The 25500-nt window shown below is 33.2% G+C and carries 23 protein-coding genes and 1 other RNA gene; 7 read left to right on the plus strand and 17 right to left on the minus strand.

Annotation, left to right across the window (positions count from 1 at the left end):
* Window positions 1-199: 199 nt before the first annotated feature.
* Window positions 200-5110 carry a LamG-like jellyroll fold domain-containing protein gene (locus tag ACH2BV_RS15095; protein WP_395051615.1) on the minus strand — a complete coding sequence of 1637 codons (4911 nt, stop codon included), beginning with the start codon at window positions 5108-5110 and terminating at the stop codon, window positions 200-202.
* Window positions 5111-5404: 294 nt separating this feature from the next.
* On the opposite strand from ACH2BV_RS15095, the gene ACH2BV_RS15100 reads away from it, so the two are divergent.
* Entirely contained in the window at window positions 5405-5479 is a 75-nt protein-coding gene (locus ACH2BV_RS15100) for a hypothetical protein (protein ID WP_395051635.1), read from the plus strand.
* A gap of 166 nt (window positions 5480-5645) precedes the next feature.
* Here ACH2BV_RS15100 and ACH2BV_RS15105 read toward each other — a convergent pair whose 3' ends face one another.
* The 9 genes from ACH2BV_RS15105 to ffs form a co-directional block, all read right to left on the minus strand.
* Window positions 5646-6215, minus strand: a complete 570-nt coding sequence (locus ACH2BV_RS15105) for a 2-oxoacid:acceptor oxidoreductase family protein (protein WP_395051616.1) — start codon at window positions 6213-6215, stop codon at window positions 5646-5648.
* A gap of 3 nt (window positions 6216-6218) precedes the next feature.
* Window positions 6219-6995, minus strand: coding sequence for a thiamine pyrophosphate-dependent enzyme (locus ACH2BV_RS15110; RefSeq protein ID WP_395051617.1), 777 nt, complete (start codon window positions 6993-6995; stop codon window positions 6219-6221).
* Window positions 6949-8073 (minus strand): 3-methyl-2-oxobutanoate dehydrogenase subunit VorB, encoded by a 1125-nt coding sequence (locus ACH2BV_RS15115; RefSeq protein WP_395051618.1) that lies wholly within the window; start codon window positions 8071-8073, stop codon window positions 6949-6951. The genes ACH2BV_RS15110 and ACH2BV_RS15115 overlap by 47 nt, the downstream gene beginning before the upstream one ends.
* A gap of 19 nt (window positions 8074-8092) precedes the next feature.
* A complete protein-coding gene (locus tag ACH2BV_RS15120) occupies window positions 8093-8323 on the minus strand; it encodes a ferredoxin family protein (RefSeq protein ID WP_395051619.1) in 231 nt (76 codons plus the stop codon).
* 261 nt (window positions 8324-8584) lie between these two features.
* Complete coding sequence (locus ACH2BV_RS15125; protein WP_395051620.1) at window positions 8585-8824, minus strand: hypothetical protein; 240 nt, start codon at window positions 8822-8824, stop codon at window positions 8585-8587.
* A gap of 8 nt (window positions 8825-8832) precedes the next feature.
* Window positions 8833-9084 carry a hypothetical protein gene (locus ACH2BV_RS15130; RefSeq protein ID WP_395051621.1) on the minus strand — a complete coding sequence of 84 codons (252 nt, stop codon included), beginning with the start codon at window positions 9082-9084 and terminating at the stop codon, window positions 8833-8835.
* Window positions 9085-9098: 14 nt separating this feature from the next.
* Window positions 9099-9755 carry a fructose-6-phosphate aldolase gene (gene fsa / locus ACH2BV_RS15135; RefSeq protein ID WP_194311720.1) on the minus strand — a complete coding sequence of 219 codons (657 nt, stop codon included), beginning with the start codon at window positions 9753-9755 and terminating at the stop codon, window positions 9099-9101.
* Between the two features lie 42 nt (window positions 9756-9797).
* A complete protein-coding gene (locus ACH2BV_RS15140) occupies window positions 9798-10601 on the minus strand; it encodes an SDR family oxidoreductase (protein ID WP_395051622.1) in 804 nt (267 codons plus the stop codon).
* 70 nt (window positions 10602-10671) lie between these two features.
* Window positions 10672-10769, minus strand: an RNA gene (gene ffs, locus ACH2BV_RS15145) — signal recognition particle sRNA small type.
* Window positions 10770-10857: 88 nt separating this feature from the next.
* Between ffs and ACH2BV_RS15150 the strand changes: the two genes are divergently transcribed.
* Both ACH2BV_RS15150 and hutI read left to right on the plus strand, forming a co-directional pair.
* On the plus strand, window positions 10858-11928 hold the full coding sequence (locus ACH2BV_RS15150; RefSeq protein ID WP_395051623.1) for a glutaminyl-peptide cyclotransferase: 1071 nt from the start codon (window positions 10858-10860) through the stop codon (window positions 11926-11928).
* A gap of 11 nt (window positions 11929-11939) precedes the next feature.
* Window positions 11940-13181, plus strand: coding sequence for an imidazolonepropionase (gene hutI / locus ACH2BV_RS15155; RefSeq protein WP_395051624.1), 1242 nt, complete (start codon window positions 11940-11942; stop codon window positions 13179-13181).
* Window positions 13182-13228: 47 nt separating this feature from the next.
* On the opposite strand, the gene ACH2BV_RS15160 is transcribed toward hutI, so the two are convergent.
* Window positions 13229-14110 (minus strand): hypothetical protein, encoded by an 882-nt coding sequence (locus tag ACH2BV_RS15160; protein ID WP_395051625.1) that lies wholly within the window; start codon window positions 14108-14110, stop codon window positions 13229-13231.
* A 91-nt stretch (window positions 14111-14201) separates the two neighbouring features.
* Between ACH2BV_RS15160 and ACH2BV_RS15165 the strand changes: the two genes are divergently transcribed.
* The 3 genes from ACH2BV_RS15165 (at window position 14202) to ACH2BV_RS15175 (ending at window position 17257) form a co-directional block, all read left to right on the plus strand.
* Window positions 14202-15245, plus strand: coding sequence for a formimidoylglutamase (locus ACH2BV_RS15165; RefSeq protein ID WP_395051626.1), 1044 nt, complete (start codon window positions 14202-14204; stop codon window positions 15243-15245).
* 117 nt (window positions 15246-15362) lie between these two features.
* Complete coding sequence (locus ACH2BV_RS15170) at window positions 15363-16616, plus strand: DEAD/DEAH box helicase (protein WP_395051627.1); 1254 nt, start codon at window positions 15363-15365, stop codon at window positions 16614-16616.
* Window positions 16617-16795: 179 nt separating this feature from the next.
* Window positions 16796-17257: an Hsp20/alpha crystallin family protein gene (locus ACH2BV_RS15175; protein WP_395051628.1), complete on the plus strand. Its 462-nt coding sequence runs from the start codon at window positions 16796-16798 to the stop codon at window positions 17255-17257.
* 44 nt (window positions 17258-17301) lie between these two features.
* On the opposite strand, the gene ACH2BV_RS15180 is transcribed toward ACH2BV_RS15175, so the two are convergent.
* The 3 genes from ACH2BV_RS15180 to aroC form a co-directional block, all read right to left on the minus strand.
* On the minus strand, window positions 17302-19512 hold the full coding sequence (locus ACH2BV_RS15180) for a response regulator (RefSeq protein ID WP_395051629.1): 2211 nt from the start codon (window positions 19510-19512) through the stop codon (window positions 17302-17304).
* A gap of 200 nt (window positions 19513-19712) precedes the next feature.
* Window positions 19713-20984 (minus strand): dicarboxylate/amino acid:cation symporter, encoded by a 1272-nt coding sequence (locus ACH2BV_RS15185; protein WP_395051630.1) that lies wholly within the window; start codon window positions 20982-20984, stop codon window positions 19713-19715.
* Window positions 20985-21128: 144 nt separating this feature from the next.
* The gene (aroC, locus tag ACH2BV_RS15190; RefSeq protein ID WP_395051631.1) at window positions 21129-22199 is read right to left on the minus strand and encodes a chorismate synthase; all 1071 of its coding nucleotides are present in this window, start codon (window positions 22197-22199) and stop codon (window positions 21129-21131) included.
* A gap of 250 nt (window positions 22200-22449) precedes the next feature.
* On the opposite strand from aroC, the gene ACH2BV_RS15195 reads away from it, so the two are divergent.
* Window positions 22450-22959 (plus strand): outer membrane protein, encoded by a 510-nt coding sequence (locus ACH2BV_RS15195; protein WP_395051632.1) that lies wholly within the window; start codon window positions 22450-22452, stop codon window positions 22957-22959.
* A 46-nt stretch (window positions 22960-23005) separates the two neighbouring features.
* Here ACH2BV_RS15195 and ACH2BV_RS15200 read toward each other — a convergent pair whose 3' ends face one another.
* The 3 genes from ACH2BV_RS15200 to ACH2BV_RS15210 form a co-directional block, all read right to left on the minus strand.
* Complete coding sequence (locus ACH2BV_RS15200) at window positions 23006-23434, minus strand: protease complex subunit PrcB family protein (RefSeq protein WP_395051633.1); 429 nt, start codon at window positions 23432-23434, stop codon at window positions 23006-23008.
* A gap of 92 nt (window positions 23435-23526) precedes the next feature.
* On the minus strand, window positions 23527-24660 hold the full coding sequence (gene bshA, locus ACH2BV_RS15205; RefSeq protein WP_395051634.1) for an N-acetyl-alpha-D-glucosaminyl L-malate synthase BshA: 1134 nt from the start codon (window positions 24658-24660) through the stop codon (window positions 23527-23529).
* Between the two features lie 73 nt (window positions 24661-24733).
* Window positions 24734-25423 carry a serine hydrolase domain-containing protein gene (locus ACH2BV_RS15210; RefSeq protein ID WP_395051636.1) on the minus strand — a complete coding sequence of 230 codons (690 nt, stop codon included), beginning with the start codon at window positions 25421-25423 and terminating at the stop codon, window positions 24734-24736.
* Between the last annotated feature and the right edge of the window lie 77 nt (window positions 25424-25500).

The following is a 25500-nucleotide window of genomic DNA, read 5'->3' on the forward strand; positions in this document are numbered from 1 at the left end:
CAGCATTAACTTTGGTGCAATTCATCAATAAATTTATTTTTGAAAGACCAATAAACAATATTAAAACACAAATAATTTAATTGCACCCAACGGGTTATAAATAATGTAACTTTATTATTCCAGTTTAATAGTCAAAAATAGTTAGTGAAAAACTGCAAAGCTTTATAAAATATGAAAAAAAATCATAAGAAATTGTTGATTAAGGCTGCAATACTTTTTTACTTATTACTCCTTTATCAGTAACAATTTTAACGACATAAGTACCTTCTTGAACATTAAAAGGTATTTCAATTGTTTTAAGATCTGGTATTTTCTTCATAATAAATAGTTGTTGTCCGCTGATGTTGTAAATTGAAACTTCTTTAATAACTATTGATTGATTTTTACTAATAAACAATTTCTTTTTTAACTCTTTATTGTATACCAATAGCATTGATTCTGGCAATTTACTTTCTTCTATTCCTAAAGAATTATCTGTTTTAAAAGTTAACTCAAAACGAGTATTATATGTTCCTGCTGGCAGATTAATTTCTGCTGCTTTTTTGGTAATATCATAAAACATTGACGTTTCCTTATCATGAATATATATATTTTGATTTGACGGTAAAAATTCTGTGTCATCAACCATAAGTTTAACAATTCCGGTAATATTTGTCGTCACTCCTATTGGATATACTTTGTTATTATCGAATTCGCCAACACCTTGTATAGTGTATTCTGAATTATCAATCAAGAAATATAAATCATTTAATTGTGTATCTATTTGATATCCATCATATCCTATATTTAAACCATCGGTCGCATTCTCATTCATAAATCCTATTAATAACTGTCTGTGAAAATTATTGGCAGAATTAAAACCAAGTCTGATTTTTGTATTATAATTATTGTAAACCTCATCATTACTATTGTCTTTTAAATGACTTGAAGTACTGCCATTATTAGGCCTTTTTTTAAATAAGGTATTTGAAATTGGGGCTTGAAGATCGTCTTTAGCATCCTCTTTAACAAAAGCACGCTGATTATTATTAAATATAATTGGTTTAGAAATACCACTACCAGCTGGCCCAGATACAAAAAAAGCTTGTCCAACTGGTATGTATTGATAAGGCAATTTATTACTTGTTCCCAATCCACTAATTTCCACTGGAGCAACTGGAACAAGAGAGACAACCGGAACAAGAGGATCTACACCACCCGCTAATGTTAATGTTGCGTATCCACCTGTATATCCAGCCAGAATATGGGTGTTATTTGTTGGCGAATGTTGCCAAAAATAAAGAGTTCCATCGATTACGTTTTCTGTATTAGTACCTCCATTAGCAATAGATATATTGTCTTTAATAAATTTAGAAGCATCTAAAGCAGATGGGTAAGGATTTCCTACCAGAAATATATTATCAGGTAAAACAGAATTACCATTTATTAACCCATTAAAAGGCTTTCCTTTGAAAGTATAATTTTGAGAAGACGATGGAGCATTTGGTCCTTTTAAGGTAAATCCTTGCGAAGGTCTAATTCCATCTGTTTCATTAAAATGTATCCAATCAGGATATTCTGATCCATTTTCAAATTTATATAACCAATATCTGGCAATACTTATAGGAGATGTTGAACTGCCATCATAACCACCTACCCAATTTATATTTTGAGGTGTTGTTGTAGAACCATCTTTAAAAACATCACTTACCGAATAATTATTATTATTTGTACTTGCATTTATTGGCCCTACAGGAGAGGACCAATAATTATAATTATATTTGTTAACCGTTCCCTGCTGGTCTATCTTTATAAAACCAATACTCGTTGGATCAAGTTCACTATTAAGGGTTTGTAGTAATTGGGATTTGCCTTTTAAGTCAATTAAACCGTCTAATTTTAAATAATGTGAAACTTGTACCTTGGTATCATTATTGGCTGTTAATGTTTTGTAGGTTGAAGCATCAGTGCCTTCTACAAATAATCCCAAAAGGGTTTTATTCTCAATTGATGTTACATTATGTCCGATTTTAACAATATTTCCATTTACCACTGGTTGCGGTGTTTGAATTATTATAGAATTGCTATTCGGTAAAGTTTGTAAGGAACCATTTTTCCAAATTGCTGAATTAGTTCCATTCCATTCTCCGTCAGCAACTGTTTCATAAGGTAAGGGTGCTGTTTGAGTGTTTAAAATATTTTTATTTTTATTCAAGTATTTTATTCGCAAAAAATTACGATCGTCAGTTAAACCCTCTATAGTAGTGCCATAGAAAGAATTAAAATCATAATAAGCCCTTAATTTACTCCAAAGAATTGTTTTAACTGAATTACTGGAGATATAGTGTGGCAATACTTTTCCGTTTGTTTTATTATCGGCATATTTTTCAACTTCTTGATTCATCATGAAATTGATCTGGTCTGAAGACAAAGCCAAATCCCAAATATTAATCTGGTCAATTTCACCTCTAAATAGATCTATTATATTATTTTTATCAATATATATGCCTCCTATTGAAAATCTAGAAAAATTAGGATCTGGGTTTTCAAGATTAAACGTTGAAGTCTCCACCACTCCATCTATATAAAGATCCACACTACCAACATAATATACCGCAACAATATTATGCCATTTCCCGTCTGCAACAACAGTACTTGAAGTAAACTGCGAGACTCCATCCCATAAGGCTTCAATTTTATTGGCAGAGTTTACCCTTACTTGCAAATTAGCTCCTTTACCAAAAATTGTTTTATTGGTAAGGCTGGAACCATCATTCCGTATCCAACAGCCTACAGTAAAAGAACCACTATTCAAGTTTAAGGCATATTCACCGACTAAAAAATCATTTCCGGCAAAAGTAATATTTGCTAAACTTTTACTTTCTAATTTTAGGGCCTTGCCAAAAGTAAAATATTTTGTTCCATCAAAATCATACCAAGTTTGAAGATTACCGTTCCCATCAGATTTCAAGGGAATTATATCAATAATATCTGCATCGCTAAAGTTGGCATTATCGCTGACAATTAAAGCATATTCTTCATTGGCAAGTTTGGGAAATGCACTGAAAGCTGTTAACGGAATACCAATGAAAACATTTTCCACATCTCCCGCGACATCATTTTTGGTTTCGACAATTTTCCATTTCTTGTTGATTCTAGTTGTAGAAGTGGTTACACCATTACTTATTGTAGTTGTATTTGAACCACTTTCAGTATAGGTACCATTATCAGAACCCCAAACTAAAAAATCGCGATCTTTTTTAAATTGATTAATATTTGCGATATTCGTTGCAGCAATAACACCTAAACCTATTGTTACTTCATTTGGATTATAAATACTTTTAGACTGTTTTTGATATAAGTCTGAACCAACGTTTCTTCCAATACCTGAAATATTATAGTTAAAACCTGCGTTATTTGTGCTGTTCCATATAATGCTTCCTCCAGAATCAACATAATTTTTACTGGTCCCGTTTACTCCTAAAGTAATACCATATTTTATGGCTAAATAAGTTTCTATCTTGGAACGATCAGCATCGGGAACACGAGAAGCATACGAAATTACTTCAGCCACTCTACCGTTAAGATTACCATACGTTGGGTCATTTAAATTTTTGCCAATATTATAAGGAGTACCTTTCCACAATCCAGCATCATTATAGCCCAAATTTGTATAAGTAAAACTTGGACTGATACTATTTTGAGTGCTGACATTATTCGAATTAAACAATAAATCGATTCCATCAGAAACAGTGGCGGTTTTATTTCGAGCATTGATAATTCCCGCTTTGGAATAATCACCTAAATCATCTGCTATAGAATAATATGGAACATCTGTTGTCTGCAATTGGTTAAACCATAATTTTTCATTTGATAAGCGGGAAGAAAAATTGCCTAATCCGATTCCCGAATGCTCATTGGCAATTGCTGGATATAAAGGATTTGAAGCGGATGTCCCAGAGATTATGGTCATTGGGGCTCCAAATACTCCATCAGGCTCCATTACTATAAACGTTTCCTGTGTATAGTAACCATTTTCTATGTTATACATAAATTGATTAAGAGTAGATCCGTTATTTTCAAACTTTACTACAGGATTAAAATTGATATTGCTATTTGCAGCATCAATAAATGTAGGTTGATTAGCCAAAGTAACTTGAGAAGCATCTTTTCCCAATGACCCTAAATCTTTCCAAAGTGGCACTTTAGTTCCTGTAGCCAAGTTAATTCCTCTAGTGGCTTTTAGCCAAAGTCTAAAATTTGCATTTATACCACCAGGGCCAGTTATAGTTGGGTTATATGCCTCGCCACTTATCACAAAAGTATATGGGTTTTTCGTCGCATCATTATTTGGTAATGAAATAATAGCTTCTTTAACACCTGTAGATTGTGGAGTAAATCTAACCATTAAAACTGCAGTTACTCCTGGATTAATAGTATAAGGAATGGTAAGAGGAACTCCAAGTGGTGTTATAAATGCAATTATTGCAAAATCGGGAGATGCTAATCCTGTTTGAGGATTATAAGTCAAACAAGTTAATGAATTAAGCGTCAAAGGACAAGTACCTGTATTAACAATCGCATAATTTCTTGTAGAGGAACTCAACACATCGATAGTCCCAAATAAAGTTCCATTAGTTGAAGTAGGAACGATTTGCCCGTTAGGAATAGGTTGGGTTGGTGAACCTCCCAGCACAGAAATTGAAGGTGCATTTGTAAAGGTTATTGTAAAAGTAAAGGCCCGATAATTATTGGCATTTGAATTTATGGTTACAAGAGTAGATAAGGGTGATGAATTACATTCAAAATTATTTTTCCTTATTTTAAACACACTAGTTTCACCCTTTTTAATATTGAATTGGGAAACAGGAGAGGAAATAACAAAATTTGTATTACTTAATGTGACTTCTGGATTTGCCAAAGTCAATGAAGGATTACCCTGAGCTGGAATGTTTTTAATCGTGAATTCAATTTCTGTAGAAGACCCAAAATTTACAGTTCCCCCATTGGCAATAAATATAGGTGGATTTCCATAGGTTACAAAAATTTTTGGATCAGCTTGGGAAAAAGCAACTAAAGACAAGAGAAAAGTAAATAAAAGCAACAGATTATTCGGGGTAATTTTTTTCAAAGTAGGTTTTTTTTGAAATGTAAAATATTAAACCTTACTTTTTGCCAAAATACAACTATTAACGATGAAATACTTAATTCCATAATTTAAGTGCTTTTTTTCTTGCTAAAAAAATTGTTGTGAGCAAGCCAATTCATAATAAAAAATTAAAAGGAAAAACATAATGTGATAAAAAAAAGAAAATATTAACAAATAAAACTGGAATCTTCAATGGAAACGAATTAATTTAACATGAATTTCGAATATTATTGGACATAAAAAGTGGAAGAAACTACAAAAGATTAAAAGTTTTCTTTGAGCAACTCAAGATGCATTGGTGCCTGTGGTTTAGCCCCCGTAATATTAATTAGGAAAAAAGTTTACGGATGAATTACACCCTATAGTGTAAAAAAAATACTTGATGAATATAATTATTGCAATAATGGTTAAGAAACTTTGATATTCTATACTTCGAGACCTATAAGTTCTAAAAAAACTCATAGGTCTTATCTAAAAAATCAATGGGTTACTAATTCAAAATGATTTTTAATACGATTTAATTTTGCAAAACAGGTTCAGCAACTTTATAAGGGACGATATTTTTCATTCCCATTGTAATCGCTTCCAGATTTAAAGGAATTAAGTGATGGTAGCGTTCAGAGATAGATTTTTTTAGGCCTTCGATTACATTTTCTAATTTCACTACAGGTTTTTCTTTTAAGAACCCACCTAAAATGACCATATTGAAGATTTTCTTATTTCCCATTTCCGAAGCTAATTTAGTACCTTCAATCTGGAAAATTTGAATGTCTGTTCTTGTTGGATGTAAGGTAATTCCGTTGGGATCATAAATTAAAATGCCTCCCGGTTTCACGGATTCCTCAAATTTATCCATCGATTGTTGGTTTAAAATAATTGCAGTATCCACTATTTTCAAATAGGGCGAACTAATTCTTTCATCGCTTAAAATTACTGTAACATTTGCTGTACCGCCGCGCATTTCAGGTCCATAAGAAGGCATCCAGCTTACTTCCTGATCTTGCATTATTCCGGAATAGGCTAATATTTTTCCCATTGAGAGCACTCCCTGCCCACCAAAACCTGCGATAATAATTTCTTCAGTCATTATTTATAGTTTTAATTTACCCTCTACTTTTATATCACCAAGAGGAAAGTAAGGAAACATGTTTTCTTCCATCCAAATGTTAGCATCATTAGGAGTCATTTTCCATCCAGAATTGCAGTTGGAAAGGATTTCAATAAATGAAAGTCCTTTTTTTAATCGTGTATTTTCAAATGCCTGTCTAATAGCTATTTTAGCTTTTCGTGCATGTTTATGGGTATGAATCGCATGTCGACTTACCGAATATACTCCCGGAAGATTCGCAATTAATTCAGTTATTTTTAATGGTGAACCCATAGTTTCGATTTCACGACCATAAGGCGAAGTGGATGATTTCATTCCTTCTAAAGTTGTTGGTGCCATTTGTCCGCCTGTCATTCCATAAATACCATTATTGACAAAAAAGATGACCATATTCTCGCCTCTGTTACAAGCATGTATGGTTTCGGCAGTTCCAATAGCCGCTAAATCTCCATCTCCCTGATAAGTAAATACATATTTTTCCGGCCAGGTTCTGACAATAGCAGTAGCTACTGCAGGTGCTCGTCCGTGAGCGGCTTGGGTCATATCGATATTCATAAAATCATACGCTAAAACAGAACAGCCAACAGGAGCAACACCAATAGTATCTTCTGAAATTCCCATTTCATCAATGACTTCCATAATTAAATTATTGGCAGTACCGTGACCACAACCCGGACAATACGATAAGGGTGTGTCCGTCATTAATTGCGATTTACAGAATACTTGATTCTCTGGTCTTATGATGTCTAATGCTTCCATTATTGATGATTTTTTGTTCTAAAGCTTCTAAAATTTCTTCTGGAGTGTGAATAATTCCACCTGTTCGTCCAAAATGCTCCACCGGCACTTTGTGTTCTACAGAAAGTCTTACATCTTCTACCATTTGACCTGCATTCAATTCCACACTCAAAATTCCTTTGACCTGATCAGCTAATTCAAATAATTCTTGTTTTGGATAAGGAAACAATGTTATAGGTCGCAATAAACCCACTTTTAATCCTTTGGCTCTAGCCAATTCAACCGCTTTTTGAGAAATTCTTGCACTAGAACCGTAAGCAACTATTAGGTATTCGGCATCGTCACAGTTAATTTTCTCAAAACGCAAGTCTTCTTTTTCCATTTGTGCGTATTTCTTTTGCAATCTATGCACTCTGGCTTCCATTTTTTCGGATTGTAAATCGAGAGAAGTGATAATATTTCGTTCCCTTCCTTTTTTACCGGTAACTGCCCAATCTCCATATTTTTCGATTAATTCCTCATTAGTCAATCGTGGTTTCTGATCTTTGAGAATTACTTTTTCCATCATTTGACCAATTAATCCATCAGAAAGAATCAATACAGGAGCACGATATTTAAAGGCAATATCGAAAGCATCTTCCACAAAATCAGCCATTTCCTGAACGGATGCCGGTGCTAAAACATAGAGTTTATAATCACCGTGTCCACCGCCTTTTACGGACTGAAAATAGTCCGCCTGAGAAGGCTGAATCGTTCCTAAACCGGGACCACCACGCACTACATTTACAATCACCGCAGGCAATTCGGCTCCAGCCAAATAAGAAATTCCCTCCAGTTTTAATGAAATACCGGGGCTTGAAGAAGAGGTCAGTGCTTTTTTTCCAGTACTTGCGGCACCATAAACCATGTTTATAGCTGCAATTTCGCTTTCTGCCTGTAATACGACCATTCCTGTTCGTTTTTCAGGACGTTCGTTCATTAAATATTCAATTATTTCAGTTTGCGGCGTAATTGGATAACCAAAATAAGCATCAACTCCGGCTCTTATCGCAGCTTCGGCTAATGCTTCATTCCCTTTCATTAATTTTAATTCTGACATTATACTAATGGTTTAATGGTTATGTTGAAACTTTCACTCTATACACTGTGATTGCTCTATCGGGACATACAATACCACAATTTGTGCAACCATTACAAGCTTCGGGGTTTTTCATATAAGCATAGTGATAGCCTTTTCTGTTGACTTCGCTTGACATAGCAATCACCTTATCCTGACAAACAGGAAGGCAAACTTCGCAGCCTTTGCATATTTGAGTATCTACAACTATAGCTCCTTTTACTTTTGCCATATCAATAAATTTACATATGATTACTCTATCATAATTTAATTATTCTCAAAGATAATGGTTATAAATTGTAATAAAAATGATAAATGTCATATTTAGCCATAATCATAAACTTAAAAAAGAGATAAACTAGGGTAATCTTTAAAAAAGTATTTTGGCTATACTCCAAACCCCACAAAAACAATAAAAAAACCCACTAAATTCTACATTTAGTGGGTTGCAATTTTTAGTTAGCAAAATGTCTTCAATCAGAATAAGAAGAAATTATTTTGCATTTACTATGTTATATAAGTTCTTTCTAAATTCCTTGCTCTTCTGTTCAGATATAGTATAAACCACATCCTTGTCTCCGTGCACTATAATTTGCTTTAAATCCAAATTCAATGCAAGCTCAGGAGGACTGTTTAGCTTTAGAGTATAGGCTCCATCGAAATAACCATCATCCTCAATAGTTTCCACTTCTGAAACAGATGTTCCATCACTAAATACTGCTGAAATAGTCATCTTGTTGTTTAAAGTTGTGGTAAAAAGCCATCCATAACCAACATTATATGGTAGGTGTTTTTCAATTCAACACCCTTAAATTCATGACGTGTGATATTATATTTTAAACCTTTGGCTAAGGTTGGAAATGTTTTGGAACAATCCAATTCAAAACTTGCCACATCACCTGCCTCATTAACCGTTGTTATTATTTTTGCTTCCTGGGCATTTATAATAACACTTGTCATTAAGAATGCTATAGATAATGCTAGTTTTCTCATTGTTTATTCAGTTTTTATTTATTTCCTTTTTCGAAATCAGCAACAAATTGTGCCAAACCAATATCAGTTAATGGGTGTTTCAACAAACCATAAATAGCCGAAAGTGGTCCAGTCATTACATCGGCACCAATTTTAGCACAGTTTACAATATGCATTGTATGGCGCACTGAAGCCGCAAGGATTTGAGTTTCGTAACCATAGTTATCATAGATTAATCTGATTTCTTCAATCAAAGCCAAACCATCAGTCGAAACATCGTCTAAACGCCCAATAAATGGAGAAACATAAGTTGCACCAGCTTTGGCAGCCAATAAAGCCTGACCCGCCGAGAACACTAAGGTTACATTCGTTTTAATTCCTTTATCCGAAAAATATTTTGCAGCCATAACACCCTCTTTAGTCATAGGCAATTTAACTACAATTTGTTCGTGTAAATCAGCTAATTCTTCTCCCTCTCTCACCATTCCGTCATAATCCAGCGCATTTACCTCGGCACTTACGTCGCCATCCACACTATTGCAGATGTCAACATAATGTTTCAAAATGTTGTTTTTTCCAGTAATTCCTTCCTTTGCCATCAATGATGGATTGGTAGTTACGCCGTCCAAAACGCCTAATGCTTGTGCTTCCTTAATTTGGGCTAAATTCGCTGTGTCAATAAAAAATTTCATATATTATATTGTTTAATTGTGTGTTTAAAATTAGCTGCAAAATTACAATTTATAATGATTCATCAGCATTTTTTCATATACTTTATCAGGTAAAATTCGCTTTAAAACAATCGAGAATTTCTGCATAAAAGCACCTACTTTATAGTGAATTTTAGGGTTTGGATTTTGAATAATTTGATAAACAGCTTCTGCCATTTCATTCGGATTACTGCCACTATCCACGTGTTCGTCCATCATTTTCAATGTATTCCCATACGCAATTTCGTAAGCTGATTCCTTGATTAAAGGCGCGTGAAAACGTCCCGAAGCTATATTGGTAGCAAAATCACCCGGAGCTACATTCGTAATCTGGATTCCAAAAGATTTGACTTCCATTCGTAAGGCTTCGGTGATTAATTCCAAAGCTCCTTTTGAAGCCGAGTAAACGCTGCGATACGGCAAACCCATATAGCCTGCAATGGATGTTATATTGATGATTAAACCTGATTTTTGACTACGCATTTGTGGCAAGACCGCTTTCATCACTTCGATTGGACCAAAGAAATTAGTTTCAAAATTATTTCTGATTTCGGTTGTTGGAATTTCTTCCAAAGGACCAGTAATTCCAACACCTGCATTGTTTATTACAATATCCAATCTTCCTGAAGTGGCAATGATTTTGGCCACAGCCATATGAATTGATTCGGCATTTCGAACATCCAATGTTACCAATGGAAAAACCGAGTTCAAAATTCTTTCCGGATTCCGGCTGGTTCCATAAACTACATAGCCTTTATGGTGCAAAAATTCGCCAATGGATTTTCCTATTCCTGAAGAACCACCTGTAATCAAAACTACCTTGTTCATTTTTTGAATTTAGATTTGGGTAAAAATAAAAAAATCTTCCCAAAGGAAGACTACTTTTGTAAGAAATAAAAAATGGCAAGCGACCTACATCGCACCGCTCAACCACGTACCCTTGCTATGTTCCCATCCTGGGGGATTTTGCAGGAGCTGGTCGTGTAGGACTTGCCGGTGCAAATATACAATCTATTTTATATTTTTACAAGGGCTTTGCACCTATAAAATATCGTTGTATATTGCATCATCAAAATTTTAATTTATGAAAAATTATAACTTCCTATTTATCATTTTATTAGGAATCACTTTGGCTAATTGCGGAGGTGCAAAAAAAGGTGAAAATACTTTATTTACTTTCGATGATTCGAAATATAAGGAACAATATCAGTCGCAGGAAGCTTTAGAATTGGGAATTTTAAACCCAAATACGAAAACCATTGACAGTGTTGCGTACTTTGTTAACGATACTAAAATTGGTTCAAAAAAAGGGCTTGAAAAACTTCCTTTTGAATTAAAAAACCAACGGTTAGGCTATCAAAACCTGAAAGCAGTAGTATATTTTGACGGAGAAAATTCAGAAGCCACATCACGAATTGAATTGGTTTCGAATGTAGAACCAAAATTATTAAAATATACAATTGTAAATACCCATCCGCACGATACTGGTTCTTTTACTGAAGGTTTGGAATTTTATAAAGACACTTTGTATGAAAGCACAGGTTCTGGCACTACAAGTTCAGGGATTAATTGCAAATCTTATTTAAGAAAATACGATTATAAAACAGGAAAAATTTTCAAACAAATTGACCTTGACTCACAGTATTTTGGAGAAGGAATCACCTTCATAAACAATAAAATATTTCAACTGACTTGGCAAAATAAAACCGGTTTTATTTATAATGCAGACACTTGGAAGTTAGAAAAAACCTTCACTTACGGCAAAGATATTGAAGGTTGGGGAATGACTAATGACGGAAAATATATTTATCAAACTGACAAAACCGAGAAAATTTGGAGAATGGATCCAGAGACTCAAAAAATGATTGATTATGTAAATGTTTATTTAGGGAGTTCTAAAATAAAAGCTATAAATGAACTCGAATGGATTAATGGTAAAATCTACACAAATGTTTGGGAGAAAGAGGCAATTGCAGTTGTTGACCCAAAGACTGGTGCTGTTGAAGGAGTTTTGGATATGTCTGGTTTAAGAAAATTAATTAATGCTGGACCTAGCGATTTTTTAAACGGAATTGCTTACAATCCAAAAACTAAAACCATTTTTGTAACTGGTAAAAACTGGGACAAAATGTTTGAAATCAAGGTTTCAGAATAATTTTCATAAAAATGAAAACGCTAATCATCAACATCAAGGAATTACTTCAAGTGCGAGACGCCTCAATTTTGAAAGTTTCCGGTGATGCAATGGCAGTTCTTCCCACAATCAAAAATGCTTATTTAGTCATTGAAAACGGACTAATTTCTGATTTTGGTTCTATGGAAGATGTACCAGGAGATATAAATCCAGAAAAATGTATTGATGTCGATGGAAAAATGGTGCTGCCTGCTTGGTGTGATTCACATACTCATATCGTTTATGCAGGAAATCGAGAGCAGGAATTTGTGGACCGAATCAATGGACTTTCCTATGAAGAAATTGCCAATCGTGGCGGCGGTATCCTGAATTCGGCAAAAAAACTCAACGAAACTTCCGAAGAAGAGCTTTACAACCAATCCAAAGTCCGGCTTGAAGAAATAATGCGTTTGGGAACTGGAGCTGTCGAAGTAAAATCAGGATATGGACTCACCCTTGAAGGCGAATTGAAAATTCTTCGGGTTATCAAAAGATTATCTAAAAATTACCCAATTACAATAAAAGCCACATTTCTTGGCGCACACGCTATTCCTTTAGAATATTCGACAAATAGAAAAGGATACATTGATTTAATTATTGACCAAATGCTTCCTGAAATTGCCAAAAACAAATTGGCAGACTTTATAGATGTATTTTGCGAAACCGGTTATTTTACCGCTACCGAAACGGAACAGATTATGGAAGCCGGAATCCGTTTTGGTTTAAAACCAAAAATACACGTCAACCAATTCAATTCTATTGGAGGAATTCAAGCAGGAATAAAATACAATGCTCTTTCTGTTGACCATCTCGAAGTAATGAATCCAGAAGATATTGAAGCCTTGAAAAATACGGATACAATGCCTGTGGCCTTGCCTTCTTGCTCCTATTTTCTAGGAATTTCATATACTCCAGCACGAGAAATGATGGAGAAAGGTTTACCATTAGCACTCGCAACTGATTTTAACCCCGGTTCAACTCCATCTGGAAATATGAATTTTGTGGTTTCTACGGCTTGTATCAAAATGAAAATGACTCCAGAAGAAGCAATAAATGCTGCCACTATAAATGGAGCTTATGCAATGGGAATTTCAGAAACTCACGGAAGCATCACCATTGGGAAGAAAGCCAATTTTATAATTACAAAACCTATTACTTCTTATTATCAACTGCCTTATGCTTTTGGATCTAATCTAATAGATATGGTGTTTATTGAAGGCAAATTTATTGTATAAAAAAAAGAGGAACCTTCGCTCCTCTTTCCTATATAATTCCTGAATTATTATTTCAAAGTAAAACTTGTTTTAGAAACCAATTGGTCCTGATCAAAAACATTCACAAAGTAAGTTCCTTTTGCAAAGTCTTTCCCTGGCAAGTCTTGTGAAACTTGAACTGTTTTATTTTCATATTTCACGTTAGTAATAAAACTATATGTCAATGATTTTTCACCAAATGATACCGTTTGTTTCTCTCCCAAAACATTGCTCTTGCTGTCAATTACTTGAACATAATATGCTTTATCACCAGATTTTGCGATTTGATTTTCGGCAATCGTGAAGCTAATTCTAAGAACATTTGCTCTACCAGCTTTATCTGTTTCAATTTGTTTTCCGGAACTTTTTAGTTTGAAAGCTGAACCTTTTGTATTTAAAACAGTCAATTTTGAACCTTTTTCAACAACTTTTGCTAGTTCTTCATTTTGACCTGTTAATGCTTCAACATTCTTTTTAGTCTCTCCTAATACAACAACAGTGCTATCGCGTTGAGTAGTTAAAACTGTATTTTGTTTTTTCAAGCCTTCATTTTCAGCCATTAAAACTTTCATATTACTTTCTAACTTACCATATTGTGATCTGTATTTTGACACATCACCTTTTGATTTATCTACCTGATTTATCAAGTTTACAACTTTGTCTCTTTCTTTAATTAATTCATCGGACATTGAGGTATTCTCAGCAATTGCTGCATCATAGGTGGTTTTTAACTCCTGCAAATCTTTCATCACCAATTCTTTTTCAGAAAGTGTTTTTGTCAATTCTGTTTGAACAGTTTTGGCATCTGTGGTCATTTTATAAATATAAAACAAACTTCCTAATAATAGGATTGCTAAAATGGCAATAATTACCTTTAGACTTGAACTTGAATTATTTTGTTGCTCTTCCATTTTTTAATATTTTTATACAAATTTAATAATATAATATGACCTAATAACGTATTCTCGACAATTATATTATATTTGGGGATTATATATTTTTATGGAAAAACTCATCCCTTTTACAATTATTGACCTTGCAAAAGTAACGAACCACAGAAGTGGCGAAATAAAATTTGGCGAGAAAATGATGACTATTCCAAAAGGAATAGATCCTGCTTCTTTTTTAAAAACTTCGGAGGCAAAATATGTGTTATTTGGGATCCCTGAAGATATAGGCGTCAGAGCAAATTATGGCAGACCCGGAACAGCATCAGCTTGGGATAGTGCCATAGGAAGTATTGCCAATATTCAACATAATCGCTTTTGCAAAGGGAGCCAAATTCTTGTTTTAGGAAAATTAGACGTTTGTGAGGAAATGAAAGATGTGGAGCATTTGAATTTTAACAATGTCAATGATCGGACAAAACTGAGCCAACTCGTAGAAAAAATTGACAAAGAAGTTTCACACATTATTTTTACTATCATAAATTCCGGGAAGACCCCAATAATAATAGGTGGTGGTCACAACAATTCATACGGAAACATAAAAGGAACTGCACTTGCTAAAGGAAAATCTATTAATGCAATAAATTTTGATGCTCATTCAGATTTTAGAATTCTAGAAGGACGTCATAGCGGAAATGGTTTTTCATATGCTTATGAAGAAGGTTTTTTGAAAAAATATTTCATTTTTGGTTTACACGAAAATTATACATCCAAAAGCGTCCTAGATATTATCAAAAAAATTGAAGATCGAGTTCGATACAATACTTACGATAGCATTAATATTCGAAAAGAAAAAAACTTCAATCAGGAACTCATTCATGCTCTAGAATTTATTCAAAATGATTCTTATGGAATTGAAATTGATCTTGATGCAATTCCAAATATTGAAAGCAGTGCAATGACTTTAAGTGGCTTTTCTATTGAAGAATTACGTCAGTTTGTTACTTATTTCGGCAAAAACAAAAATGCATCTTATTTACATATTTGCGAAGGTGCTCCTGACCTTGGAGAAGAAAAAAACAACCATTTAATTGGTAAACTCATAGGATATTTAGTGACTGATTTTATAAAATCGCACAATAGTATTGAACCTTCATAATACTTTATTCTTGTTTTTTTGATAGCCAAAAATTGGCAACTAATTTCCATCAAAAATTTTAATCCTATCTTTGCAAAACTATCTATGTACTTATTACATGATATTTAATACAAAAATATGTTATTCGAAGATTTATCACTTTCAAAAAGTATACAAAGAGCCGTATTTGAAGAAGGCTATATAAGCCCAACCCCTATTCAGGAACAATCCATTCCGCTGGTTTTAGCAGGAAGAGACTTAATAGGTTGTGCACAAACAGGAACAGGAAAAACGGCTGCATTTGCCATTCCAATCATACATCAACTACACCGAATAGTAGGTTCATCAAAAAAAGCCAAAGAAATTCGGGCGTTAATAGTGACTCCAACTCGAGAATTAGCTGTACAAATTGGACAAAGTTTTGACACTTATGGCAAGTATACTAATTTGACTCAACTGACCATTTTTGGTGGCGTTTCCCAAGTTCCTCAGGTGGACGCACTGAGAAAAGGAGTTGATGTCCTGGTTGCAACACCGGGAAGATTACTTGATTTGCACAAACAAGGTTTTATAGATCTAGACCATTTACACACCTTGGTTCTTGATGAAGCAGACCAAATGCTGGATATGGGATTCATAAACGACGTCAAAAAAATTGTAAAGCTTACGCCAAAAAACAGGCAAACATTATTATTCTCGGCAACAATGCCAATCGCTATTCGAGAATTAGCCGAAATGTTTTTGAAAGATCCTGAAAAAGTGGAAGTTTCTCCAGTATCTTCAACCGCCGAAAATGTAGAACAACGCGTTTATTTCGTCGAAAAAACCGAAAAAAGAAACCTGTTGTATCATTTGATAAAAAATGAAAATTTATCAGATGTATTGGTTTTTTCCAGAACAAAACACGGCGCAGATAATGTAGTTAAAGCATTGCGAAAGAAAGATATTCCTGCCGAAGCCATTCACGGAGACAAATCACAGAATGCAAGACAACGCGTTCTTGATGCTTTTAAGAACAAGGAAATTGGGGTTCTTGTAGCGACAGATATTGCAGCTCGTGGAATTGATATTGACCAATTGCCGTTTGTAATCAATTTTGATTTACCCAATATTCCTGAAACCTACGTTCACCGAATTGGAAGAACAGGTCGCGCAGGAAATGAAGGTGTCGCCATTTCTTTTTGCAGCAAAGACGAACATCAATACTGGAAAGACATTCAAAAATTAATAAAAGTGGATGTAAAAACAGTAAACGATCATCCATATCCTTGGCATTCCGGAAGTCCGGAAACAGCTCCTGCGGCTGCCCATAAAAATTCAAACCGAAGCGGTGGAGCACACAAATCAAGGAAATCCGAGGTCTCCAAACAAAATAAAAAGCGCTGGTATTAACAGCTAATTAATTTCCGTATAGTATTATTAAAAAAAAAATAAATTTAAACTTTTTTTTATTACTAAGTTTCTTATTATCAGCATTTTAAGTGTTAATTATTTGTTATATCAATTCCGTTTTCAACTAGTTTTTGCTAACTTTATGGGAGTTAAAATTCAACAATTTAATACTTTACATTATGAAAACTTTAGTTAAAAGAGACAGCATTTTCCCTACAGTGGAAAGTAAATTAGTCAGCAATTTTTTCGATGATTTTATTACAAAAGATTTATTTTATTTGACTGACAGAAATTTTGCAGCTTTAGGCAGCAACTTACCTTCGGTGAATTTAAAAGAAACTGATACTAAAATTGAAGTTGAAATGGCAGCTCCTGGAATGAAAAGAGAAGACTTCAAAGTTGAAATCGATAATGATATTTTAATGATTTCTTCAGAAAAAGAAGTTGAAAAAGAAGAAAAAAAAGAAAACTACATCAGAAAAGAATTTAATTATCATACCTTCAATAGAACTTTTAGTTTGCCTGACACCATTGATGAAAACAAAATAGAAGCGAATTACAAAGATGGAATTCTTCACGTAGTTGTTGGAAAAAAAGAAGGTGCTAAAAAAAGAGCTTTAAAAACCATTCCTATTAAATAGAAATGTATTATCAACTTCTATTTAATTACAAACAAAAAGCGCTGTCAAATAACAGCGTTTTTTGTTTTTTTAATCTGATCATTAATGACTTGAAATAACTTTAAGGTTTCGAAAGGTTTTATAATAATATCATTCATCCCAGCAGAAAGAGCCTCCTCTGTAATTTCATCTTTTGCGAATGCCGTTAAAGCAATAATTGGTGTTTTAATTCCTTTGAGACGAATTTGTCTCGTAGTTTCAAAACCACTTATTAATGGCATATTAATATCCATTAAAATAACGTCAAAATCTTCCTTATTTAAAATTTCTATAGCTTGGAATCCATCATCAACAAGAAAACAACTGCAATTATTTTTTTCAATGATTTTCTTAGTTACCATTTGGTTAATCTTGTTATCTTCTACTACCAATATTTTAAATATTTGGCCTGAACTTAAATCCACCTTTATATTGTTGATTATATCTTTGGTTTTATTGGGGTCATAATCAAAAGCTATAGTAAACATGAATGTCGTTCCAATTCCAATCTGGCTTTCGAGTGAAATTTCACTTTTAAACAATTCTAATAATCGCTTCACAATTGCTAAACCAAGACCAGTTCCTTGATAATCATTCTCTATTCTTCCAACTTGTACAAATTTTTCAAAAATTTTATCTTGGTCAGCAGGAGCTATTCCTATACCATTATCTGATATTTCAAATTCAATAAAATGAGATTTATCTTCAACTTTAACCAAATTAGCACTTACAATCACTTCTCCGTTTTTTGTAAATTTCAATGCATTACTAATTAAATTCATAAGTATTTGGGCAAGTCGTAATTTATCGCCAATTAAATATTCAGGAATTGTCGGGTCAATTTTTGACTTTATTTTATTATTATGACTTTGTGAAATAAAAGAGAGCGAATTCTTAACCATGTTTATCTCATCTGAGACATTGAACGTTAAGTTTTCAAGAACAATTCTGTTTTCTTCAATTTTATTAATCTGAAGAATATCATTTACAAGCGACAATAAATAGCGAGCCGAAAATTTAAGCGAACTCAAATGTGGACTATTTGCAAGTTCTTTGTGCTCGTCTAACAACATATTTGTGATTCCTACAACTCCATATAAAGGCGTTCTCAACTCATGACTAATGGTTGATACAAATTGAGTTTTTGCATAGGAAGCTTCTTCGGCTTTATCTTTTGCAATAAGTAATTCTTCATTGGCAACAGTAAGATCGTGATTTGCCTTTTTCTTAAAATTATAGTTTTTATAAAGGGAATAAAAGAAAAGCAATACCACTAATAATGCAATGACAACCAAAAACACAATAATTTTTGATTTCCTCAAACTTTGATACTGTAAATTTTTTTCAGTTTCAACTTTATCAATTTCTCTTTTGTATTCGTCTAATTCGAGATTAATTCCAGCTACATTCGCTTTCTTAATTTTATCTTCTTTATAAATTTCATCAGTAAGTTTATTGTAAAGAGTTAAGTTTTCATATGCCTGCTTATAATCTCCTTTTTTTATTAAAAACTTAGAATACTCCTGATGTGAAAAAGATAAATCCGATTTTTCATTTCCTACGGTTCCCAATTTTATAGCAGTCAAAAAATAAGATTCTGCTTTTTTATTTTCACCTATGTAACTATAATACATCCCATTAAGCATATTTAATGCGACAATAGTTGATTCATCGCCAAATTTTGGGTGGTATTTATTAATATATTGCAAATATGGAAACCCTTCTTTAAATGAACCAATATCAAAATAAGCCCAGGTAATATTAAGTTTTGTAAAAACTATTCGGCTTGTATCTGCTGCCTTTTGGCTATATTCAAGGGATTTTTTATAATAGTGTATTCCTGTTTCATATTGTTTTTTTTCAAAACAATACACATTCCCCAAATTATTATTTATCCAGTTTTTTATTTTATTATTATTGGTTTTATTGGCATAAGTCAAGCCTTTTTTATAATAGAAAATTGCTTTCTCAAATTCAGACAATTCTTCAAGATTTGCAGCAATTACATTATATGAAGCAGCTATAATATCATCGTCTTTTATGATTGTGGCGTAATGTAAACTTTCTCTAGCCGCTGATAATGATTTTTCATAATTGCCCTCATGCAGGTATTTCACTGCTAGTTTAGCTGTTTTTTTAATTTCTTCTTTAGAAGGCGTCTTTGTTTGTGCAAAAGAGTAATTACTGAAAGGGCTCAGGAATAATAATAGCAATAATACAATTCGAATTGGATGCATAACTAGTTAAAATCGATTCAAATATACATTATAAATATTTATTAAAACGATAAAAAAGAGATTTTTATAGGTTATTTCTCTAAAATATAAGAGTAAAAAAAATCCTGTAATCTAAAAAAACTTCGTTTATTAAAATTTGACAAAAAAACCTATTCAAATAGTCGAATAGGTTTATAATAATTTATATTTTGATGTTTTATTTATTCAGAAGGAGAATCATCTTCGCCTTCCCATTTTCCTACTACTGAGGTCGCCAAAGCATTGCCCAAAACATTAGTGGCACTTCTAAACATATCGCAGAAATGATCAATTGGCAGGATCAAAGCAATCCCTTCAATTGGAATTTTAAACATCCCGCAAGTGGCAGCCACAACCACTAAACTTGCTCTTGGAACTCCTGCAATTCCTTTGCTTGTAAGCATCAAGACTAAAAGCATCGTCATTTGAGTTCCCATATCTAAATGGATTCCGTAAGCTTGAGCTATAAATAAACTGGCAAAAGTCATATACATCATACTTCCGTCTAAATTGAAAGAATATCCCAATGGTAACATAAAAGAAACGATTTTATCTTTTATACCAAAACGTTCCAGTTCTTCAGTGAGTTTTGGGAAAACTGCTTCACTACTTGTTGTACCAAATGCAATTATCAATGGACTAACAATATGGACTAACAAAGTTTTCATTCTTTTCCCAAGAAAAATAAATCCTACTGCTATAAGAAAAATCCATAAAGATCCAATTCCTACTAGGAAAGAACCAAAAAATTTAATGTAGGTTAATACTAATTCATTTAGGTCTTTTATAGCAAAAACACCTGCAATTGCTCCAAAAACACCTAGTGGTGCAAACTTCATTACATAATTCACCATTTTTAGAACTATATGAGAAGTTTTATCTAACGCATTGATAACTGGTTTTGCAAAACTGCCAATAGAGGCTGCTGCTAATCCAAAAAAGATGGAGAAAATTACGATTTGCAGGATTTCATTATTTGCCAAGGCTTCAAAAATACTTTTAGGAAAAATATGTTCTATAAAGTTTTGAGCAGAGAAACTGTGTGTATTTCCTGTTACCTCTGCAGCGGAAGTTAAATCAATGTTTAATAAATTTAATCCAACACCAGGCTTCAAAATATTTACCCAAAACATGCCTATTAAAAGCGAAATAAATGAAGCACTAAAAAACCATCCTAAAGCTTTTCCACCTACCCTTCCTACTGTTTTGATATCACCCAATTTAGCAATTCCAACTACTAATGTTGTAAATACTAATGGCGCTATGATCATTTGAACCAAGCGAATAAAAACAGTTGCCAATATTTTTACCTTGTCGCTAAATTCTTTGGCAAAAGTAACATCATAATTGTTATGAATATAAATACCCAATATTGCTCCAAGCAACATGGCTATAAGAATTTGAACAGTAAGATTTCCTAATAAGGATGATTTTTTGGTTTCTGTTGGTTTCATTCTGGTTGGTTATTTTTTTAGCCCTGATTACTTCACTTATTTTCTACTTTTATCGGAGTTCAGTGAACTTCGTTTGAAGTGGAAATCCTTTTTTTACGCTTTTTAGCGTGGGAAAAGATTGAAACGAATAGCAGGAAATAGCTCCTAAAAATTAGGAGAATAAGTTTTGTTAATTAAATAAAAATCGGCAAGAACAATGGCCGCCATTGCTTCAACAATAGGAACCGCACGTGGCACGACACAAGGATCGTGACGCCCTTTTCCGGTCATCTCAGTGATATTTCCTTTATTGTCCAAAGAATCCTGTTTTTGCATAATTGTTGCCACAGGTTTGAAAGCTACTCTGAAGTATATATCCATTCCATTACTAATTCCTCCTTGAATTCCTCCTGAAAGATTTGTTTTAGTGGTTCCGTCAGGATTGTATAAATCATTGTGCTCACTACCTTTCATTTTTGCACCACAAAAACCACTTCCGAATTCGAAACCTTTTACTGCATTTATAGAAAGCATTGCTTTACCCAATTCAGCGTGAAGTTTGTCAAAAACAGGTTCGCCCAAACCAATTGGAACATTTTGAATTACGCAAGTCACGGTTCCTCCTACTGTATCTCCTTGCTTTTTTATAACACGAATATATTCTTCCATTTTGATGGCAGATTCTTCATCAGGACAACGAACAGGATTGTTTTCAGTTTTTGAAAAGTCTAAATCCTGGTATGGTTTTTCTAAAAATATTGGGCCAACAGAAGAAACAAAAGCGTTGATTTTAATTGTTGGCAACATTTGTTTTGCAATGGCTCCAGCCACCACTCTACTTGCCGTTTCGCGAGCAGAACTTCGTCCACCGCCACGATAATCTCGAAAACCATATTTTTTCTCATACACATAATCAGCATGACTAGGTCTATAATTGTCTTTAATATGTGAGTAATCGTCTGATTTTTGATTGGTATTTGGGATAATGAAACCGATAGGTGTTCCAGTAGTTTTTCCTTCGAAAATTCCAGACAGAAATTGCACATCGTCTGGTTCTTTACGCTGTGTAACTATAGCGGATTGACCGGGTTTTCTCCTAGACATTTCAGATTGAATGGCATCTAAATCTAAGGTAATTCCGGAAGGACAACCGTCAATTATTCCGCCTAAAGCTTCTCCGTGTGATTCTCCAAAAGTTGTTATTCTAAATAGGGTTCCGTAGCTATTTCCTGCCATTATAATTAGTTTTGAACAAATATAATATTTTAGTTCAAAGTTTAATCGTTTAAAGTATGAAGTTTTAAAAAGCTATTGATAATTTGTTGGCATTTTGAAAGTTTTAAAATAGATTTATTTGCATTGTGACTGCCATTTTATTACTGCAACTATTCAAAAAAATGTAGCAATTATTATTATTTTTTTGAATTGCAATATAATTTTTTCGCCTGTCAGCAGTTATATCTTTATTAATTACAAATATTTATTTATGAAAAAAATCATTTTATCGGCAATTATGCTAATGGGATTAGCGTTTACCGCACAGGCACAAGACATTTCAAAAAACGCAATAGGTCTTCGATTGGGAGATAATGACGGTTTTGGTGCCGAAGTTTCGTATCAAAGAGGATTGTCAAACAGTAACCGCCTTGAACTGGATTTAGGCTGGAGAAACAGAAGTAATTATTATAATAATGGTTATTATGGTAATGACGATGCCATAAAATTGGCAGGTTTGTACCAGTGGGTTTGGAATATTGATGGAGGATTCAACTGGTATGCCGGTGTTGGTGGAGGTTTTGGAAGTTATAACAGCGATTATAATGGAGTTAATGACAATGGGGTGTTTGCTTTTGCCGCTGGTGATGTAGGAATCGAATACAATTTTGATTTCCCGTTACAACTGTCACTTGATTTTAGACCTGAACTTGGTGGTAATGGTTATTATGAAAATAGTTATAGTTCTGATATTGCTTTGGGCGTTAGATACAGATTCTAAAATATTTATTTCATTGTAAAAACTCCGCTAGTAATAGTGGAGTTTTTTATTTAATGATAATCTCTTTTTTAGAATTAATTTTGACTACACAATATGGAGTAGTAATTTCTTGCGTGGATACAGCACTAGGTTCAGGCGAGATTTCTTTAATTGTTACAATTATGTTTTTATCCGTTTCTACAGCACTTTCAATGTTTATTTTGTAACCATTGGATGTTTTTTCTCCCATATTCAAGACAATAAAATTTGAAGTTTGAATATCGCTTGGTTTAATTTTGTTTTTTAATTTTTCATCGTTTTGCAACATTGCAATTTCTTTTTGCTCTGTTAAAATTTCAAAAAACCGAATACTGGCACCACCATCCACTTGTTGAGTCAACACTTCATATAATGGCTTGGTTCCTGAACTTTTTGTAGATGAAGCTCCACAAGAAACTAGAATTAAAGTGAGCAATAACAGAATTACTTTTTTCATATATGCGGATTTTGATTTTTCATTGGTCATATATGGTATCGCCTTGTTATTTATTAGTATTTGCTTTCGCAAATTTGTTTTTAGTGGCGATTTCATGAAAATTTATTTATTGCTTTAAGATATAGCTCCTCATATAAAGGTAATATGTTTTTAATGTCAAATTGCTTTGCAACTGATAACGCATTTTCTTTAAACTTATTTAAAGTGGTGTTGTCTTTCAAAATTCGTAAGGCATTTTCGGCCATTTCATCAGTATTGCCTACATCGCTCAAATATCCTGAAACTCCATCAAAATTAACTTCGGGCAAACCCCCGGAATTACTCGAAATTACGGGAACACTCCAAGCCATTGCTTCCAATGCGGCAAGACCAAAACTTTCGGTCTCTGATGGCAAAAGAAACAAATCCGTATAACTCAATATTTTGTCAATTTCATTACTGTTTCCAAAAAAAATCACTTTGTCCAATATACCTAATTCCTTACATAAATATTCCGCTTTTTCTTTTTCGGGTCCATCACCTACCATCATTAATTTGGCAGGAATTTGTTGTTGAATTTTATGAAATATTTTAATTACATCAGGTATTCTTTTGACCTTTCTAAAATTACTGATGTGGGTTATAATCCGTTCATTTTCATTAGCCATAACTGAACGACGGCAAGAAATACTCGGATCTACACTATTTTTATGCAATTCAATAAAATTAGGAATTACCTGAATTTCATTTTTAATATTGAATAATTTAAGCGTGTCTTCTTTCAAACTTTGGGAAACAGAAGTTACAAAATCAGATTTGTTGATGCTGAATGTTACTGCAGTTTTATAGAAAGGATGGTTTCCCACTAAGGTAATATCAGTTCCGTGAAGAGTAGTTATCATTGGGAGATTTATGCCTTCATCTTTGAGCATTTGCTTTGCCATATAACCTGCATAAGCATGTGGAATAGCATAATGAACGTGAAGTAATTCTATTTTATACAACTTCACCATATCAACTAATTTACTCGATAAAGCCAATTCATAAGGCTGAAAGTGAAACAGAGGATATTCAGGAACATTTACTTCGTGATAATGCACGTTTGGATTCAACAATGCTAATCGTACAGGCTGACTGTAGGTAATAAAGTGAATTTCGTGACCACGACGAGCCAACTCAAGTCCTAATTCTGTAGCGACAACACCGCTTCCACCAAAAGTTGGGTAACAAACAATTGCTATTTTCATGAAAATATTTTAAAAATACGAATTTAGGCAAAATAGAAATGGGTTTGTGGAAAATTGATTTTTAAATTCAAATCTATTTTATAATTGCATCGTAAATAACTTCTTGTATTTGCTCCCTTATTTTTCCTTTAACTAATTTATTTTCGATAACTCCTGGATACGTTCTGTTCGAAAGAAAAACATAAACGGTCTCTGTTTCTGGGTCTGCCCAAGCCATTGTTCCAGTAAATCCTGTATGTCCAAAACTTTTATCCGAAGCTGATTTTGATGTAGGATTATCTATACCTCGAGGTTTATTAAATCCTAGACCTCTTATATTGCGGTTGGCACATAAATAACAAGTGTTGAACTCATCAAAGGTTTTTGATGAAAAATATTGAATGTTTCCATAGTTTCCCTTTTGCAAATACATTTGCATCATTTTTGCAATATCCATGGCATTAGAAAACAATCCTGCATGTCCTTGTACTCCACCTTCAATAGCAGCTCCTTGATCGTGAACATAGCCTTGCAAGGTTTGATGTCTATAATAATTGTCTATTTCAGTAGGTGCTATATCACTTTTGTTTTTTGTTTTCAAAGGATTAAAAAGGGAATTATTCATTCCTAAAGATTTAAAAAAATTATCCTGAACCAAAACATCCAATTTTTTATAAGTTGATTTTTCAAGATATTCTTTTAAAATCATAAAAGTAAAATCGCTGTATTTATACTTTTTTTCGGGTAATAACTTACTATCTACTAACCCGTTGGGTGCAATTATTTAAAGTAAAATAAATTGAATAAATATTGGTCAAGATACTGAAATTCAGTATCTTGAAGTCGCTAAACCGCCAATAT

It is taken from the genome of Flavobacterium sp. (assembly GCF_043780635.1).
In the GTDB taxonomy this organism is placed as follows: Bacteria; Bacteroidota; Bacteroidia; order Flavobacteriales; family Flavobacteriaceae; genus Flavobacterium.

Coding starts and splice junctions, on each gene's coding strand:
- fsa (WP_194311720.1), bottom strand. CDS start 9,755: ATGAAATTTTTTATTGACACAGCGAATTTAGCCCAAATTAAGGAAGCA.
- ACH2BV_RS15170 (WP_395051627.1), top strand. CDS start 15,363: ATGTTATTCGAAGATTTATCACTTTCAAAAAGTATACAAAGAGCCGTA.
- ACH2BV_RS15130 (WP_395051621.1), bottom strand. CDS start 9,084: ATGAGAAAACTAGCATTATCTATAGCATTCTTAATGACAAGTGTTATT.
- ACH2BV_RS15150 (WP_395051623.1), top strand. CDS start 10,858: ATGAAAAATTATAACTTCCTATTTATCATTTTATTAGGAATCACTTTG.
- ACH2BV_RS15165 (WP_395051626.1), top strand. CDS start 14,202: ATGGAAAAACTCATCCCTTTTACAATTATTGACCTTGCAAAAGTAACG.
- ACH2BV_RS15140 (WP_395051622.1), bottom strand. CDS start 10,601: ATGAACAAGGTAGTTTTGATTACAGGTGGTTCTTCAGGAATAGGAAAA.
- ACH2BV_RS15115 (WP_395051618.1), bottom strand. CDS start 8,073: ATGTCAGAATTAAAATTAATGAAAGGGAATGAAGCATTAGCCGAAGCT.
- hutI (WP_395051624.1), top strand. CDS start 11,940: ATGAAAACGCTAATCATCAACATCAAGGAATTACTTCAAGTGCGAGAC.
- ACH2BV_RS15195 (WP_395051632.1), top strand. CDS start 22,450: ATGAAAAAAATCATTTTATCGGCAATTATGCTAATGGGATTAGCGTTT.
- ACH2BV_RS15200 (WP_395051633.1), bottom strand. CDS start 23,434: ATGAAAAAAGTAATTCTGTTATTGCTCACTTTAATTCTAGTTTCTTGT.
- aroC (WP_395051631.1), bottom strand. CDS start 22,199: ATGGCAGGAAATAGCTACGGAACCCTATTTAGAATAACAACTTTTGGA.
- ACH2BV_RS15185 (WP_395051630.1), bottom strand. CDS start 20,984: ATGAAACCAACAGAAACCAAAAAATCATCCTTATTAGGAAATCTTACT.
- ACH2BV_RS15120 (WP_395051619.1), bottom strand. CDS start 8,323: ATGGCAAAAGTAAAAGGAGCTATAGTTGTAGATACTCAAATATGCAAA.
- ACH2BV_RS15180 (WP_395051629.1), bottom strand. CDS start 19,512: ATGCATCCAATTCGAATTGTATTATTGCTATTATTATTCCTGAGCCCT.
- ACH2BV_RS15105 (WP_395051616.1), bottom strand. CDS start 6,215: ATGACTGAAGAAATTATTATCGCAGGTTTTGGTGGGCAGGGAGTGCTC.
- ACH2BV_RS15175 (WP_395051628.1), top strand. CDS start 16,796: ATGAAAACTTTAGTTAAAAGAGACAGCATTTTCCCTACAGTGGAAAGT.
- ACH2BV_RS15125 (WP_395051620.1), bottom strand. CDS start 8,824: ATGACTATTTCAGCAGTATTTAGTGATGGAACATCTGTTTCAGAAGTG.
- bshA (WP_395051634.1), bottom strand. CDS start 24,660: ATGAAAATAGCAATTGTTTGTTACCCAACTTTTGGTGGAAGCGGTGTT.
- ACH2BV_RS15160 (WP_395051625.1), bottom strand. CDS start 14,110: ATGGAAGAGCAACAAAATAATTCAAGTTCAAGTCTAAAGGTAATTATT.
- ACH2BV_RS15110 (WP_395051617.1), bottom strand. CDS start 6,995: ATGGAAGCATTAGACATCATAAGACCAGAGAATCAAGTATTCTGTAAA.